Below are 13,836 nucleotides of genomic sequence, written 5' to 3' on the forward strand. Positions count from 1 at the left end.
GGCCCACGGTAAGCAGCGGGCGGCCCGTGGCCGCTCCGGCGCGTCCGCAGCGGCACAGGGCCCCACCCGGTCGGACGACCGGAGGGGGCCCGTTGCCCGGTGAGGGCGCCGGCTCAGAGCCGGAGCTGCTGTCCGGGCACGATCAGGTCGGGGTCGGCGCCGATGACGGTCCGGTTGGCGGCGTACAGCTGCTGCCAGGTGGTGCCGTGCCGGGCGGCGATCCTGCTCAGGGTGTCGCCCGGTCGGACGGTGTAGTCACCGCGGGAGGAGCCGCGGCTCGCGTGGCCCGTCGCACGTGCCGGCCCCTTCGACGGCTTCTTCGACGGCTTTTTCGACGGGGCGGCCTCGGTGGTCTTCGCGGTCCGGGTGGACCTGGTGGTCACCGGGCCGGAGGAGGCCGGTGCGCTGCCGTTCGCCCCGGCCCGGGCCGAGCAGACGGGCCACGCGCCCCAGCCCTGGGCGCGCTGGACCTTGGTGGCGACGGCGATCTGCTGGCCCCTGGAGGCCTGGTCGGCGGTCGGCGCGTAGGCCGCTCCGCCGTACGCGCGCCAGGTGCCGGCGGAGAACTGGAGCCCGCCGTAGAAGCCGTTGCCGGTGTTGATGTGCCAGTTGCCGCCGCTCTCGCACCGGGCGATGCGGTCCCACACTCCGTTGTCGGCCGCCGCGGCGTTCCCGGTCGCGGCCAGCAGTCCGAGCGGAGCGGCGAGCAGGGCGGCCCCGGCGAGGACCGCCGTCGTACGAGTCGGCGTCTTGCGAGCGTTGTCGTGACGAGCGCTGCCGTGAGTGGTATCGGCACATTCGGACATGAAGTTCCCTCTCGAACAACCCGGGGTCCCCCTGAGCCGGGCGCGCCTGCCCACACCTGAGTGGTCGTCACGCCCCGCCCGTCCGCCGCAGGTGGTGCTGAACCGGCTTGTCGCGATCGGCGGACGTACCCGAGCGGTGCTCGTTGCACACGGCCGAGGAATCTAGAGAGCCCCCGGCGCCGTCAGCAACCAACTGCTTGTCATTCCTGGCCAGTTCGCCGTTACCGCGGGTATCGACTATTTTCGGACACCCGCTTCATTCCTGGATTTCGGCATTTGTCGGTCCGGTACCCGGACGGTCTGTGACTCACTTCACGAAACCAACTTCCCTCGATTTCCGGGGACTTGACGGTGAGTACCCGATTCCGCACCCCTGGTGACCCTGCGCGGTGGATGGTTCGATTCCGTTCGCCGACAGGCGTGACTCCCGCCACAGATCGCCCGTTGTCTTCTGCATGAGCCCGGGCCCACCCGGTTCACGGGCCGGGAGCCACCCGGCCCCGCCGCGCACCACGACCCCGAGGGAGCCACCCGTGCCGCGCATGCTCGATGTCAGCGACGAGGTACGCGCCGAGATCGGCGACGAAGAAGCCGACCGGCTGCTCGCCGGAGAGAACCCGGGCGGTTACGACTGCACGTCCTGCCGCACACCGGGCGACTCCGGACAGGAACGCACCAGCACCGTGCTGTTCGTCGGCGAGGAGACCGCCGTCCTCGCCTTCGCCCACGCCACCTGCCTGCCCTCGCAGGTCGTCCAGGTCACCGAGGAACAGCTCCAGGGGGCGGTGCGGTCCATCTCCGGGAACACCGTGGAGACGGCTCCCGCCCAGGCCGTTGCCGAGCAGGCCGTGCTCGGCGTGACGAGCGGACTCGTGCTGATCTCCGGGGAGCTGCACCCGGCGCTGGTCGTCGAGCCGACCGGGCCCATCGTGCGGCCCGGCACCACCGGAGCGGGCGACGACTTCCTGCCGCTGCTCATCGAGCAGGGGTTCATGCCGCTGACGGAGCTGGCCGAGGTGCCGCCGGTGCTGCACGGCTGGTCGGTGCTGCTCGCCATGGGCCAGCTGCACGCGGTGCTCCAGCCGGGCGGCGACGGCGGGCAGCCGGTGGCGTGGTGGCAGGCGCACCAGCCGCTGCAGGTGACCGAGGGCTGGCGGGCGGCCGCCAACAAGCTCCACCAGGTGCTCCTGTTCGCCGCTCCGGTGGGCTCCATCGGACGCCAGCCCCGCGAGGACCTGCTGCGGGACGCGCTGGACAAGGCGGCGGCCAACGGCAAGCTGGTCGGTGTCGCCGTGCCCCTCGCCGGGACGTGAGTGCGCCCGGCGCGTGCGCCCGGCGGAGCCGGTGGTGACCGCATCCCTTGAGGTCCGGGGTCGTTTGGACATACGTGCACCCATACGACGTTCCCCGCCGCCAGTCCCTCCAGCCGATTCCGTCCGCCCGGTCGGCACAGGACGTCCCGGGCGGCTCCTCGGCCACGCCCATCTACGACGCGCTCTACGCCGAGTACGTCAAGTCCTTCCGTACGCTGCCGGGTGACCGCAGCGGGGAGGAGGAGCTGGGATTCACCGCCTTCGGGAACATCCCGCACGGAGCGGGGACGTACGCGAGACACCGGCCGGGTTCCTTCAGCAGCTCCTACAGCGCCTACAGCGCGGGGGCCGTCAGCGCCCGGCAGCAGTCGCAGTGGCAGCGCGCCGGGTCGGCCGGGCAGCAGGCCACGGGGCTGCACCAGCTGCCGGCCGCGCTGCCGCCCGGCCCGCGCGGCGGCCGCTGACGTGGTGGAGGGGCGGCCCGGACCGGGCCGCCCCTCCACCACGTGGCGCTACTTCTTCTTGCCGCCGCGCTTCTCGCGCACCCGCACCGAGAGGTGGATCGGCGTCCCCTCGAAGCCGAACTCCTCGCGCAGCCGGCGCTCGATGAAGCGCCGGTAGCCCGCCTCGATGAAGCCGGAGGCGAAGAGCACGAACCGCGGCGGCTTGGTGCCGGCCTGGGTGCCGAAGAGGATGCGGGGCTGCTTGCCGCCGCGGATCGGGTGCGGGTGGGCGGCGACCAGCTCGCCGAGGAAGGCGTTCAGCCGGCCGGTGGGCACGCGCGTCTCCCAGCCCGCCAGCGCCGTCTCGATCGCCGGGACCAGCTTCTCCATGTGCCGGCCGGTGCGCGCCGAGACGTTGACCCGGGGAGCCCAGGCGACCTGGCCGAACTCGGTCTCGATCTCCCGCTCCAGGTAGTAGCGGCGCTCCTCGTCGAGGGTGTCCCACTTGTTGTAGGCGATGACCATGGCGCGGCCGGCCTCGACCGCCATGGTGACGATCCGCTGGTCCTGGACGGAGATGGACTCCGAGGCGTCGATCAGGATGACGGCCACCTCGGCCTTCTCGACGGCGGCCGCGGTGCGCAGCGAGGCGTAGTAGTCGGCACCCTGCTGCAGGTGGACGCGCTTGCGGATGCCGGCGGTGTCGACGAACTTCCAGGTGACGCCGCCGAGTTCGATGAGCTCGTCGACCGGGTCGCGGGTGGTGCCCGCCTGTTCGTTGACGACGACGCGCTCCTCGCCGGCCACCTTGTTCAGCAGCGAGGACTTGCCGACGTTCGGACGGCCGATGAGGGCGATACGGCGGGGGCCGCCGGTCCCGGCGCCTCCGAAGGTCTGCTCGGGGGCGTCGGGCAGGGCCTCCAGGACGGCGTCCAGCATGTCGCCGGTGCCGCGGCCGTGCAGCGCGGAGACCGGGTGCGGCTCGCCGAGGCCCAGCGACCACAGGTAGGCCGCGTCCGCCTCACCGCTCGGGCCGTCGACCTTGTTGGCGGCCAGCACCACGGGCTTGCCGGCCTTGCGCAGCAGCCGTACCACCGCCTCGTCGGTGTCGGTGGCGCCGACCTTGGCGTCGACGACGAACACGACGGCGTCGGCGGCCTCGATCGCGTACTCGGCCTGGGCGGCCACGGAGGCGTCGATGCCGAGGACGTCCTGCTCCCAGCCGCCGGTGTCGACGACCTTGAAGCGGCGGCCCGCCCACTCGGCCTCGTAGGTGACGCGGTCGCGGGTGACGCCGGGCTTGTCCTCGACGACCGCCTCACGGCGGCCGATGATGCGGTTCACGAGCGTCGACTTGCCGACATTCGGGCGGCCGACGACGGCGAGGACGGGCAGCGGTCCGTGACCGGCCGCCTCGATGGCGCCTTCGACGTCCTGAAGGTCGAAGCCCTCTTCCGCGGCGAGCTCCATGAACTCCGCGTACTCGGCATCCCCGAGTTCTCCGTGGTCGTGCTCTTCGGAAGAGCCCTCGGAGTGGATGTGGTCGTTCATGAAGTCCGTACCTCGTTCATCGTGGTGGTCGGTGGAACATCCGGGTCTCCCCGGTTGATCCACTACTCAGTGTCGCCCAGCCGGCCGGTGAGCCGCCTGGCGTCCTCCAGGTGCGCGGTGAGCTGCTTCTGGATGCGTCCGGTCGCCTCGTCGAGCGCACCGCGCGTACGCCGCCCGCTTCCGTCGCCCGCCTCGAAGGGATCGCCGAAGACGACGTCGACACGGCTGCGCAGCGGGGGCAGCCCCGTCACCAACCGTCCCCGCCGCTCGGAACTTCCCAGCACGGCGACCGGCACCACCGGGGCGCCGCTGCGGACGGCGAAGTACGCGAGCCCGGCGCGCAGGGAGGCGAAGTCGCCCTCGCCGCGGGTGCCCTCGGGGAATATGCCGAGGATCCCGCCGGCCGCCAGCACGTCCAGGGCGCGGGTGATGGCCGTGCGGTCGGCGGCCGAACGGTCCACCTTCAGCTGGCCGATGCCGGTCAGGAACGGACCCAGCGGGCCGATGAACGCCTCCTTCTTGATCAGGAAGTGCATCGGCCGGGGCGAGACGCCCAGGACCATCGGGCCGTCGATGTTGTGCGAGTGGTTGACCGCGTAGATCGCCGGGCCGGTGGCCGGCACCTTCCAGGCACCTAGCACGCGCGGCCGCCACAGGCCGTACATCAGGCCGACGCCGATGCGCCGCCCGGCCTCGGCGCCCCGCTCGGAAGCCGGCCGGGGCGGCGCGTCGCGCCGCGCTGCGGGACGGCGGCCGGGTGACGGATGAACGGTCACTTGCCGGCCCGCTTCTCCTCGACGAGGGTGACCACGCACTCCACGACCTGGGCCAGCGTGAGCTCGGTGGTGTCCACCTCCACCGCGTCCCGCGCCTTGGCGAGCGGCGAGGTCTTGCGGGAGGAGTCGGCCGCGTCGCGCTTGATCAGTGCCTCGCGGGTCGCGTGCACGTCGGCGCCCTTGAGCTCGCCGCTGCGGCGGGCGGCGCGGGCCTCGGCGGAGGCGGTGAGGAAGATCTTCAGGTCGGCGTCCGGCAGCACGGTCGTACCGATGTCACGGCCCTCGACCACGATGCCCTGCTCGGCGGCGGCGGCCACCGAGCGCTGCAGCTCGGTGATCCGGGCCCGCACCTCGGGTACCGCGCTGACCGCGCTGACCCGGGCGGAGACCTCCTGGGTGCGGATCGGCCCGGCCACGTCCACGCCGTCGACCGTGATCGTCGGGTGCGCCGGGTCCGTGCCGGAGACGATCTCGGGCTTGCCCGCCACGGCGGCGATCGCGGAGGGGTCGTCGACGTCGATCCCGTTGGTCACCATCCACCAGGTGATCGCCCGGTACTGGGCGCCGGTGTCCAGGTAGCTCAGGCCGAGGTGCGCGGCGACGGCCTTCGACGTGCTCGACTTGCCGGTGCCGGCGGGGCCGTCGATGGCGACAATCACGGGCTGGGCAGCGCCGTTTTCCACGGGGGGACACCTTCCTGGTGCGGTGTGGCGGGTGGTGTGCGGGGCACGAGGGCGCCCGGCACCAGGTTACTGGCTCGCCGGCACCCTTCTTACAGGCGGATGATCCGGGTGATCACCGCGACGGGGCGGGTCCGCTCACTGCCGGATGGCCCAGCCCCGCTCCCGCAGCGCCGCCGTGAGGACCGGCGCCGTCTGCGGCTCCACCATCAGCTGCACCAGGCCCGCCTGCTGGCCGGTCGCGTGCTCGATGCGCACGTCCTCGATGTTGACCCCGGCCCGCCCGGCGTCGGCGAAGATCCGGGCCAGCTGCCCGGGCTGGTCGTCGATGAGGACGGCCACGACCTCGTACGCCCGCGGGGCCGACCCGTGCTTGCCCGGGACGCGGACCTGCCCGGCGTTGCCGCGCCGCAGGACGTCCTCGATGCCGGCCGTGCCCTCGACCCGCTTGGCCTCGTCGGAGGACTGCAGGGACCGCAGGGCCCGGACCGTCCCGTCCAGGTCGGCGGCGACGTCGGAGAGCAGGTCCGCCACCGGCCCGGGGTTGGCGGACAGGATGTCGATCCACATCCGGGGGTCGGAGGCGGCGATCCGGGTGACGTCCCGGATGCCCTGCCCGCACAGCCGTACGGCCGCCTCCTCGGCGTTCTGCAGGCGCGCGGCCACCATGCTGGAGACCAGGTGGGGCATGTGGGAGACCAGGGCGACGGCGCGGTCGTGGGCGTCGGCGTCCATGACGACCGGTACGGCGCGGCAGTGCGAGACGAGCTCCAGGGCGAGGTTCAGCACCTCGGTGTCGGTGTCCCGGGTCGGGGTGAGCACCCAGGGGCGGCCCTCGAAGAGGTCGCCGGTGGCCGCGAGCGGCCCGGACTTCTCGCGGCCCGACATGGGGTGCGTCCCGATGTAGGCCGACAGGTCCAGGCCCAGCGCCTCCAGCTCGCGCCGCGGGCCGCCCTTGACGCTGGCCACGTCGAGGTAGCCGCGCGCGGCCCCGCGGCGCATGGTGTCGGCCAGCACGCCGGCCACGTGGGCGGGGGGCGCGGCGACGATCGCCAGGTCGACGGGGGCGCCGGGGGCCTCGTCGGTGCCGGCGCCGAGCGCCGCCGCCGTGCGGGCCTGCTCCGGGTCGTGGTCGGCGAGGTGGACGACGACGCCCCGCTGGGACAGGGCGATGCCGGCGGACGTGCCGATGAGCCCGGTGCCGATGACGAGCGCGGTCCTCACTGGGCGATGTCCTTGCGCAGGGCGGCCGCGGCGCCGAGGTAGACGTGGGCGATGTCGGCGCGGGCCCGGTCGGACTCGATGTGGGCGAGGACGCGCACGACGCGGGGCATGGCGCCCTCGATGTCCAGCTCCTGGGCGCAGATCAGCGGCACGTCGACGATGCCGAGCTTGCGGGCGGCGGCCGCCGGGAAGTCGCTGTGCAGGTCGGGCGTGGCCGTGAACCAGATGCTGATCAGGTCGTCGGCGGTCAGGGCGTTGCGCTCGATGATGGCGGTGAGCAGGGCCCCGACCCGCTCGTCCATGTGGCCGGCCTCGTCCCGCTCCAGTTGGACGGCTCCCCGGACCGCTCGTACCGCCACGGCTTGGCTCCTCGCTGCTCTACGGATCGGCTCTGAGACCGCCCAGCGTAGTCAGCCCGCGGCGAGCGGGTGGGCGACGCCCGCCCGCTGAGACGGGAGAGCGCCCCGCGCACCGCTCGCCGCGGGCACCGGAGACATGGCCAATGTCACCGAATCGTCCCGATTCCGCCACTTGAAGCGAGATGCCCCCGTGCGCCTCTTTACGCCGGGCCCGCGGTCCGCTCTGATGGCAGCACGCCCGCCTCGGGGGAGGCCCGTATGAAGCGTCCTGGACCGCTGCTCACCTTGCTCGCGGGACTGCTGCTCGGCCTGTTCATGCTGGTTCTCAACACGACGACCGGGACGGAGGCCGCCTCGTCGGCGCCCAGGAAGGAGCCGCCGGCCGCGACCGCCTCACCGGCTCCGGCCAGGTCCACCGCGTCGCCGCGACCGTCCCCGTCGCGGTCCGCGGTGACCGACGGAAGTTACGCCGGACGGACGGACGACGGCTCCTCCGCCGTCGCGGTCTCGGTGCGCGGCGGCCGGGCGATCGCGTACTTCTGCGACGGCCGCTCCAGGGAGTCGTGGCTGAAGGGCGACGTCAAGGACGACGGCGGGCTGCGGCTGACCGGCACGGACGGCGCCGAGCTCAACGGCACCGTGCAGGAGAACACGCGCATCCGCGGCTCGGTCGGCATCGCCGGCGGGCACTACGCCTTCACCGCCGACCGGGCCAGGAAGCCGTCCGGGCTGTACCGGGCGACGGCCACGGTGCGCGGGGCGAGGATCGACGGCGGCTGGATCGTGCTGCAGAACGGCAGGCAGGTCGGCGTCGTCACCCGCGGCTCCGAGGCCTCGGCCGCACCGGCCATCGACCCGCGGACGGGTGCGGTGACGGTCGGGGGCCGGCACCTCACGCCACGTCCTGTGACCCCCTGACACCACCGTCCGCTCCAGGGAGCCGACCATGACCGTCGACCCGAACGCCGCCACGCAGAGCGTCCCGCCCCATGAACCGGCCCGCCGTGACCCGGGCGCCGCCCGCTACCTCGTCCCGGCCCTCGTCGCCGCGGCGGTGGCGGTCGCCCTCGGCGTCTACGGCCGCACCCACGACCCGGCCGGGACCGCCTTCGACATCGCCGGCTTCAGCAGCACGGGCGCGGTGAAGTCCTGGCTGGCGACGACCGCGTTCTGCTTCGCGCTGGTCCAGCTGGTCAGCGCCTTCATGGTGTACGGGAAGCTGCCGGGACCGCGCTGGGCGCCGGCACTGCACCGCTGGTCGGGACGGATCGCCTTCCTCGTGGCCGTGCCGGTCGCCGTCCACTGCCTGTACGCGCTGGGCTATCAGACGTACGAGACGCGCGTGATGATCCATTCCGTCCTGGGTTGCTTCTTCTTCGGTGTCTTCAGTGCGAAGATGCTGCTGCTCCGCTCGGAGCGGCTCCCGGGCCGGCTGCTGCCGCTCGTCGGCGGGCTGGTCTTCACCGCGCTCACCCTCATCTGGCTCACTTCCGCCCTCTGGTTCTTCCGCACCTTCGGAGTGACGACATGACCGACCGCTCGACCCGCCGCACGGTCCTGCTCGCGACGGGGGCGACCGCGCTCGCCGCGGGCTGCGGCAAGTACGGCCACAGCAACGACTCCGGGTCGTCCTCCGTGCAGGCCTCCGGCGGGCAGGAGCTGGCGAAGACGTCCGACATCCCGGTCGGCGGCGGCAGGATCTTCAAGCAGGAGAAGGTCGTGGTGACGCAGCCGAAGAAGGACGAGTTCAAGGCCTTCTCGGCGATCTGCACCCACCAGGGCTGCACGGTGAGCACCGTCGCGGACGGCACCATCGACTGCCCGTGCCACGGCAGCAAGTACCGCATCGCGGACGGCTCGGTGGCGGGCGGACCGGCACCGAGCCCGCTGCCCGCGGAGCGGATCGAGGTGCGGGGAAATTCGATTCGGCTGGCGTGAGACGCCGCGTACGCTCCCCGGCATGCATCCCGAGACCCTGGTACGCGACCACACGATCTACGCCTGCGTGATGGGTTCGCGCGCCTTCGGTCTGGCGACGGAGAGCAGTGACACCGACCGGCGGGGCGTGTTCCTCGCGCCCACGGCGCTGTTCTGGCGCTTCGGGAAGCCGCCGGCCCATGTGGAGGGACCGGCCGCGGAGCAGTTCAGCTGGGAGCTGGAGCGCTTCTGCGAACTGGCGCTGCGCGCGAACCCGAACGTCCTGGAGTGCCTGCACTCCCCGCTCGTGGAGCACGTCGACGACACCGGCCGCGAACTCCTCGCGCTGCGCGGGGCGTTCCTCTCCCGCCGGGCGCACGAGACCTTCACGCGCTACGCGCTCGGCCAGCGCAGGAAGCTGGAGGCGGACGTGCGCACGCACGGCGCCCCGCGCTGGAAGCACGCCATGCACCTGCTGCGGCTGCTGATCAGCGCCGGCGATCTGCTGCGCACGGGCACCCTGGCGATCGGCGTCGGCGACCGGCGCGAGTCACTGCTGGCGGTCAGGCGCGGTGAGGTCCCCTGGCCCGAGGTCGAGTCCCGGATGAACCGCCTGGCGGTCGAGGCCGACGAGGCCGCCCGCCGCAGCCCGCTGCCCGCGGAGCCGGACCGGCGCCGCGTGGAGGACTTCCTCGTCCGCGTCCGCCGCGACTCAGCCCGCCGACCGGACCCGTACGAGGAAGTCGTGCAGGGCGTCGTGGACGGTGGCGGCCGCGGGTAGCGCCGAGCCGGCCTGCGCCTCGTCCAGCACGGCGTGCAGCCGCTCGACGTCGCCCCGCACCCCCGCGTGCCCGACGCCGGCACCCCCGTGCTCCCGCTCGGCCTTCGCCGCGATCAGCTCCGGCAGGTAGCCCGGCGCGCCCACCTCGCCGAGCAGCGTGGGCAGGTGGGCCTGCACCTCGCCGCTGCGCATCAGGTGGATGCCGGTGAGCAGCACCCGGAACGTGTAGAGCAGCGGCTTGAGTTCGCCGGTCTTCTCGAACAGACGCCACTGGGTGGCCGCGAAGCCCCGGTAGTGGTGGGCGTGATGACGGGTGACGGTGCCGGGGGCGAGCGCCGCGAGTTCGCGGTGCGCGTCGGTGGTGTGCACGACCAGCGGCGAGAGCAGCTGCTCCAGGACGTAGCCGTTGCGGCGCAGCATCAGGCGGACGAACTTGCGTACGTCGTGCGTGACGAGGTCCATCTCGACGCCGTCCCGGTCCCACATCCGGGAGCGTGTCTCCTCGGGCTCGCGCAGCCCGACGAGGTCGGCGGCGGGCAGCAGGTGCGCGCCGCGCAGGTCCACGTCGGAGTCGCGGGAGGGGAAGCCGTAGAGGTGCGCGCCGGAGACGGTCGCGAACAGCACCGGGTCGGGCTGTTCCGCGACCACCGGCGTCAGGTCGAGGGCGAGGGCGTCGATCATCCCTCAAGCGTCCCAGAGAGCGCCGAGGGTGAGCAGGTCGCTGCGGTACTCGACGCGGTCGGCCCACTCCGTCGGCCACGCGTCCGCACCGAGCCACGCACCCGCGAAGGCGCCCGCCAGCGCGGCGAGGGAGTCGGAGTCCCCGGAGGTGCAGGCGGCCCGCCGAATGGCCGTGACCGGTTCGTCGACGCACTGCAGGAAGCACAACAGGCCGGTCGCCAGGGCCTCTTCGGCGATCCAGCCCGCGCCGGTGGCCAGACAGGGGTCGGTCTCCGGCGAGACGGTGCGCACGGCGTCCCCGAGACGGGCGAGGATCTCCAGGCACTCGTCCCAGCCCCGCGCGATGTACGCCTGGGGCGAGGCGTCCCCGGCGCGGCTCCACAGGTCGCCGAGCCAGGGCTCGTGGTAGCGGCTGCGGTTGTCGATGGCGTACGACCGCAGCAGCCCGACGAGTCCGGTCGGGTCGCCGCCCTGGGCGAGCAGGCGTACGGCGTGGGCGGTGAGGTCGGACGCGGCGAGCGCCGTCGGATGCCCGTGCGTCAGCGCGGCCTGCAACTGGGCCGCGCCCGCGCGCTGTTCGTCGCTGAGACCGGGGACGAGCCCGACGGGCACCACGCGCATGTTGGCGCCGCAGCCCTTGGAGTGGACCTGGCTCGCCCGCTGCCAGGGCCGGCCGTCGTCCTCGAGCAGGTCGCAGGCGCGCAGACAGGTGTTGCCGGGCGACCGGTTGTTGTCCGGCGACCGGTACCACTTCACGAACTCCTCGCGCAGCGGTCCCTCCAGCCCCCTCGGCGAGAGCACCCCGCGGTCCATGGCCGTGCGCAGCGCATGGCCGACGGCCAGCGTCATCTGGGTGTCGTCGGTGACGAACGCGGGCTCCGGCAGCCGCATCTGCCGCCACGGCCCGCACTTGGCGAGGATCGAGGGCACGTCGTTGAACTCGGTCGGGAAGCCGAGCGCGTCCCCGAGGGCGAGACCGGTCAGCGCCCCGGTGGCGGCTTGCTTGTCGACGAGGTCGTTCATGCGGGGCGTCCTTCCGGGGACGGGCGGAGGAGGGGCGGCTGCAGGGCGGTGGCCGGTCCGGCGCGGTAGAGCGCGGCGGGCTTGCCCCGGCCGCCGGTCAACCGGGCGCCGCCCGGCAGGGGTTCGACGAAGCCGGGCGTGGCGAGCACCTTGCGCCGGAAGTTGGGCCGGTCGAGGGTGGTGCCCCACACCGTCTCGTAGACCCGCTGGAGTTCCCCGAGGGTGAACTCGGGCGGGCAGAAGGCGGTGGCGAGGCAGGTGTACTCGAGCTTGGCGCCGACGCGTTCGTGGGCGTCGGCCAGGATCACGTCGTGGTCGAAGGCGAGCGGGCCCGCCGAATCGTACGGCAGCCAGCTCGCCCGGGCCGCGTCCGTGCCGGCGTGCGGCTCGGGCGCGTCGGGCAGCAGCGCGGTGAAGGCGACGGACACCACCCGCATCCGGGGGTCGCGATCGGGTTCGCTGTAGGTCCGCAGCTGCTCCAGGTGCAGGCCGGTGACGTCCGACAGGCCGGTCTCCTCGGCGAGTTCGCGCCGGGCGGCCGTCTCGGCGGACTCGTGCGGCTCCACGAAGCCGCCGGGCAGCGCCCAGTGGCCGGCGAAGGGCTCCTGTCCGCGCTCGACGAGCAGGACGTGCAGGGCGCCCGCGCGGAGGGTGAGGACGGCGAGGTCGACGGTGACGGCGAAGGGCTCGTAGGCGTACTTGTCGTAGGCGTGGTGGCCGTGGTCCGTCTGCTCACGGCCCGCCGGATCGCTGGGCATGGACCCTCCACCTCTTTTAATGGTCAGTACGACTATAAACAGGGTCGCGTGCTTCCGCAAGGCCGGCCGGGGTAACCGGGCCTCCATGGGCGAGATCCTGGTGGGCACCTGTTCGTGGACGGACCGGGCACTGATCGGCAGCGGGTGGTATCCGCCCGGACGGCGGGACCCGGAGGGCCGCTTGCGCCACTACGCCGAGCGCTTCCCGGTGGTCGAGGTCGACTCGACGTACTACGCGCTGCCCAGCGCCCGCACCAGCCGCCTGTGGGCCGAACGCACGCCGGACGGCTTCGTCTTCGACGTGAAGGCGTTCTCACTCCTGACCGGACATCCCACGCGCCGCGCCGCGATGCCGGACGGCCTGCCCCCCGAGCGGCGCGATGCGAAAGTGCTGGACGAGGTGTGGGCGCTGTTCACCGAGGGGATCGAGCCGCTGCGTGCGGCCGGGCGGCTCGGCAGCGTGCTCTTCCAGTTACCGCCGTGGGTCCGGCCCGGCAGGCGCGCCGGGCAGTTCCTGCGGGAGTGCGCCGAGCGGACCGCGGGCTGGCCGGTCTCCGTGGAGTTCCGCCACCCCGCCTGGTGGCGGGCGGAGTGGGCGGACGCGACGTGCGCGCTGCTCACCCGGTACGGCATGACCGCGGTCGCGGTCGACATGACGCAGACCCTCCCCACGTCCGTCCCGCCGGTCACCCCGGTCACCTCGCCGCGGCTGTCGGTCGTCCGCTTCCACGGCCGCAGTGCCCACTGGGGCACCGGCAGCAAGGAGGACCGGTTCCGCCACGAGTACGACGAGGGGGAACTCGCCGACTGGCTGCCCGGACTGCGGGATCTGGCGCGGCGGACCGACGAGGTCCACGTCCTGTTCAACAACTGCTGCGGCGCCGCCGCCGTCCACGCCGCCGAGCGCATGCGCCGGCTGCTCGGCGCCGACGCGCCCCCGTCCGCGGAGCCGGCCGGCGGGTCGTGACCTTCACGTGCGGCGCCCCAGGAAGGCCAGCAACCGCGCACCGGGCCCCGCCCACGCCGGCACACCGACCGGCTCGGCGAACCGCACACCCCGGTCCTCAACCGCGACCACACACCGCGCGACGGGCAGGAGTTGCCCCGCGAGCGGCGCCGGGACGGGGCGCGGCCGTCCGCAGGCCTGGGCGACGTCCCAGCCGTGGACGGTGATCTCCACCGATCCCACGGCGGCCATCAGCCGCGTGTCCAGCGGCAGTTCGCCCACCTCGACCCGCTCCCCCGGTCCGGCGGCCCAGGCGCCGAGCACCGCGCACGCACGGGTGCGGAACGCGCAGCCGGGGTCGGCCGCCCCCGGCTCCCGGGGGAACAGCCCGATCCGCCCGCCCGTCAGCCCCTCGTACAGGGTGTCCAGCGAGTCGTGCAGGTGCCCGAGCAGCTCCCCGAGGTCCCATCCGGCACAGGGCGTGCCGCGTCCCAGGTGTCCGGGTGCGACGCCGGCGACGCTGCCCAGCGCGTAGGCGATCGAGCGCTCCAGCAGCTCCCCCGCGTTCATGACAGCAC

The 13,836-nt window shown here is 73.3% G+C and carries 17 protein-coding genes; 7 read left to right on the top strand and 10 right to left on the bottom strand.

Features of this window, described 5'->3' with window-relative positions; translation table 11 throughout:
• Positions 1 to 113: 113 nt before the first annotated feature.
• A complete protein-coding gene (locus ACJ9NR_RS08835; RefSeq protein ID WP_412491681.1) occupies positions 114 to 806 on the bottom strand; it encodes a transglycosylase family protein in 693 nt (230 codons plus the stop codon).
• A gap of 533 nt (positions 807 to 1,339) precedes the next feature.
• Here ACJ9NR_RS08835 and ACJ9NR_RS08840 point away from each other — a divergent pair.
• Together ACJ9NR_RS08840 and ACJ9NR_RS08845 are read left to right on the top strand one after the other, a co-directional pair.
• Positions 1,340 to 2,119, top strand: coding sequence for a DUF8842 C-terminal domain-containing protein (locus ACJ9NR_RS08840; protein WP_412491682.1), 780 nt, complete (start codon positions 1,340 to 1,342; stop codon positions 2,117 to 2,119).
• 74 nt (positions 2,120 to 2,193) lie between these two features.
• Positions 2,194 to 2,583, top strand: coding sequence for a hypothetical protein (locus tag ACJ9NR_RS08845; protein ID WP_412491683.1), 390 nt, complete (start codon positions 2,194 to 2,196; stop codon positions 2,581 to 2,583).
• Between the two features lie 48 nt (positions 2,584 to 2,631).
• On the opposite strand, the gene der is transcribed toward ACJ9NR_RS08845, so the two are convergent.
• The 5 genes from der to aroH all read right to left on the bottom strand — a co-directional run bounded on the left by der (position 2,632) and on the right by aroH (position 7,152).
• Complete coding sequence (gene der, locus ACJ9NR_RS08850) at positions 2,632 to 4,113, bottom strand: ribosome biogenesis GTPase Der (protein WP_412491684.1); 1,482 nt, start codon at positions 4,111 to 4,113, stop codon at positions 2,632 to 2,634.
• 62 nt (positions 4,114 to 4,175) lie between these two features.
• Positions 4,176 to 4,928, bottom strand: a complete 753-nt coding sequence (locus tag ACJ9NR_RS08855; protein WP_412491685.1) for a lysophospholipid acyltransferase family protein — start codon at positions 4,926 to 4,928, stop codon at positions 4,176 to 4,178.
• On the bottom strand, positions 4,886 to 5,572 hold the full coding sequence (cmk, locus tag ACJ9NR_RS08860) for a (d)CMP kinase (RefSeq protein WP_412491686.1): 687 nt from the start codon (positions 5,570 to 5,572) through the stop codon (positions 4,886 to 4,888). Before cmk ends, ACJ9NR_RS08855 begins: the two co-directional genes overlap by 43 nt.
• Positions 5,573 to 5,707: 135 nt before the next feature.
• Complete coding sequence (locus ACJ9NR_RS08865) at positions 5,708 to 6,793, bottom strand: prephenate dehydrogenase (protein ID WP_412491687.1); 1,086 nt, start codon at positions 6,791 to 6,793, stop codon at positions 5,708 to 5,710.
• Positions 6,790 to 7,152 (bottom strand): chorismate mutase, encoded by a 363-nt coding sequence (aroH, locus tag ACJ9NR_RS08870; protein ID WP_412491688.1) that lies wholly within the window; start codon positions 7,150 to 7,152, stop codon positions 6,790 to 6,792. Before aroH ends, ACJ9NR_RS08865 begins: the two co-directional genes overlap by 4 nt.
• Before the next feature lie 258 nt (positions 7,153 to 7,410).
• Between aroH and ACJ9NR_RS08875 the strand changes: the two genes are divergently transcribed.
• The 4 genes from ACJ9NR_RS08875 to ACJ9NR_RS08890 are packed head-to-tail and all read left to right on the top strand — an operon-like array spanning position 7,411 to position 9,850.
• Positions 7,411 to 8,070, top strand: a complete 660-nt coding sequence (locus ACJ9NR_RS08875; RefSeq protein WP_412491689.1) for a hypothetical protein — start codon at positions 7,411 to 7,413, stop codon at positions 8,068 to 8,070.
• 28 nt (positions 8,071 to 8,098) lie between these two features.
• Positions 8,099 to 8,683, top strand: a complete 585-nt coding sequence (locus ACJ9NR_RS08880; protein ID WP_412491690.1) for a DUF6529 family protein — start codon at positions 8,099 to 8,101, stop codon at positions 8,681 to 8,683.
• Positions 8,680 to 9,090 (top strand): Rieske (2Fe-2S) protein, encoded by a 411-nt coding sequence (locus ACJ9NR_RS08885; protein ID WP_412491691.1) that lies wholly within the window; start codon positions 8,680 to 8,682, stop codon positions 9,088 to 9,090. The genes ACJ9NR_RS08880 and ACJ9NR_RS08885 overlap by 4 nt, the downstream gene beginning before the upstream one ends.
• A 22-nt stretch (positions 9,091 to 9,112) precedes the next feature.
• Positions 9,113 to 9,850 carry a nucleotidyltransferase domain-containing protein gene (locus tag ACJ9NR_RS08890; protein ID WP_412491692.1) on the top strand — a complete coding sequence of 246 codons (738 nt, stop codon included), beginning with the start codon at positions 9,113 to 9,115 and terminating at the stop codon, positions 9,848 to 9,850.
• Here ACJ9NR_RS08890 and ACJ9NR_RS08895 read toward each other — a convergent pair.
• Genes ACJ9NR_RS08895 through ACJ9NR_RS08905 form a run of 3 tightly spaced genes read right to left on the bottom strand, consistent with a single transcriptional unit; the run spans position 9,782 to position 12,312 of the window.
• Positions 9,782 to 10,531 (bottom strand): nucleotidyltransferase domain-containing protein, encoded by a 750-nt coding sequence (locus tag ACJ9NR_RS08895; RefSeq protein ID WP_412491693.1) that lies wholly within the window; start codon positions 10,529 to 10,531, stop codon positions 9,782 to 9,784. The two genes, ACJ9NR_RS08890 and ACJ9NR_RS08895, sit on opposite strands and share 69 nt — an antisense overlap.
• A 3-nt stretch (positions 10,532 to 10,534) precedes the next feature.
• Entirely contained in the window at positions 10,535 to 11,554 is a 1,020-nt protein-coding gene (locus ACJ9NR_RS08900) for an ADP-ribosylglycohydrolase family protein (RefSeq protein WP_412491694.1), read from the bottom strand.
• Positions 11,551 to 12,312: an NUDIX hydrolase gene (locus tag ACJ9NR_RS08905; RefSeq protein WP_412491695.1), complete on the bottom strand. Its 762-nt coding sequence runs from the start codon at positions 12,310 to 12,312 to the stop codon at positions 11,551 to 11,553. Before ACJ9NR_RS08905 ends, ACJ9NR_RS08900 begins: the two co-directional genes overlap by 4 nt.
• A gap of 85 nt (positions 12,313 to 12,397) precedes the next feature.
• On the opposite strand from ACJ9NR_RS08905, the gene ACJ9NR_RS08910 reads away from it, so the two are divergent.
• Positions 12,398 to 13,279: a DUF72 domain-containing protein gene (locus tag ACJ9NR_RS08910; protein WP_412491697.1), complete on the top strand. Its 882-nt coding sequence runs from the start codon at positions 12,398 to 12,400 to the stop codon at positions 13,277 to 13,279.
• 3 nt (positions 13,280 to 13,282) lie between these two features.
• Here ACJ9NR_RS08910 and ACJ9NR_RS08915 read toward each other — a convergent pair whose 3' ends face one another.
• Entirely contained in the window at positions 13,283 to 13,828 is a 546-nt protein-coding gene (locus ACJ9NR_RS08915; protein ID WP_412491698.1) for a TIGR03086 family metal-binding protein, read from the bottom strand.
• Positions 13,829 to 13,836 lie beyond the last annotated feature (8 nt).

The sequence above is a fragment of the Streptomyces sediminimaris genome (assembly GCF_047049295.1).
Classification (GTDB): Bacteria; Actinomycetota; Actinomycetes; order Streptomycetales; family Streptomycetaceae; genus Streptomyces; species Streptomyces sediminimaris.

Bases quoted from the DNA above. Each gene is read 5' to 3' on its own strand.
- ACJ9NR_RS08900 (WP_412491694.1), bottom strand. From the start codon at position 11,554: ATGAACGACCTCGTCGACAAGCAAGCCGCCACCGGGGCGCTGACCGGT.
- ACJ9NR_RS08885 (WP_412491691.1), top strand. From the start codon at position 8,680: ATGACCGACCGCTCGACCCGCCGCACGGTCCTGCTCGCGACGGGGGCG.
- ACJ9NR_RS08880 (WP_412491690.1), top strand. From the start codon at position 8,099: ATGACCGTCGACCCGAACGCCGCCACGCAGAGCGTCCCGCCCCATGAA.
- ACJ9NR_RS08890 (WP_412491692.1), top strand. From the start codon at position 9,113: ATGCATCCCGAGACCCTGGTACGCGACCACACGATCTACGCCTGCGTG.
- ACJ9NR_RS08835 (WP_412491681.1), bottom strand. From the start codon at position 806: ATGTCCGAATGTGCCGATACCACTCACGGCAGCGCTCGTCACGACAAC.
- ACJ9NR_RS08875 (WP_412491689.1), top strand. From the start codon at position 7,411: ATGAAGCGTCCTGGACCGCTGCTCACCTTGCTCGCGGGACTGCTGCTC.
- ACJ9NR_RS08905 (WP_412491695.1), bottom strand. From the start codon at position 12,312: ATGCCCAGCGATCCGGCGGGCCGTGAGCAGACGGACCACGGCCACCAC.
- ACJ9NR_RS08910 (WP_412491697.1), top strand. From the start codon at position 12,398: ATGGGCGAGATCCTGGTGGGCACCTGTTCGTGGACGGACCGGGCACTG.
- ACJ9NR_RS08895 (WP_412491693.1), bottom strand. From the start codon at position 10,531: ATGATCGACGCCCTCGCCCTCGACCTGACGCCGGTGGTCGCGGAACAG.
- ACJ9NR_RS08915 (WP_412491698.1), bottom strand. From the start codon at position 13,828: ATGAACGCGGGGGAGCTGCTGGAGCGCTCGATCGCCTACGCGCTGGGC.
- der (WP_412491684.1), bottom strand. From the start codon at position 4,113: ATGAACGACCACATCCACTCCGAGGGCTCTTCCGAAGAGCACGACCAC.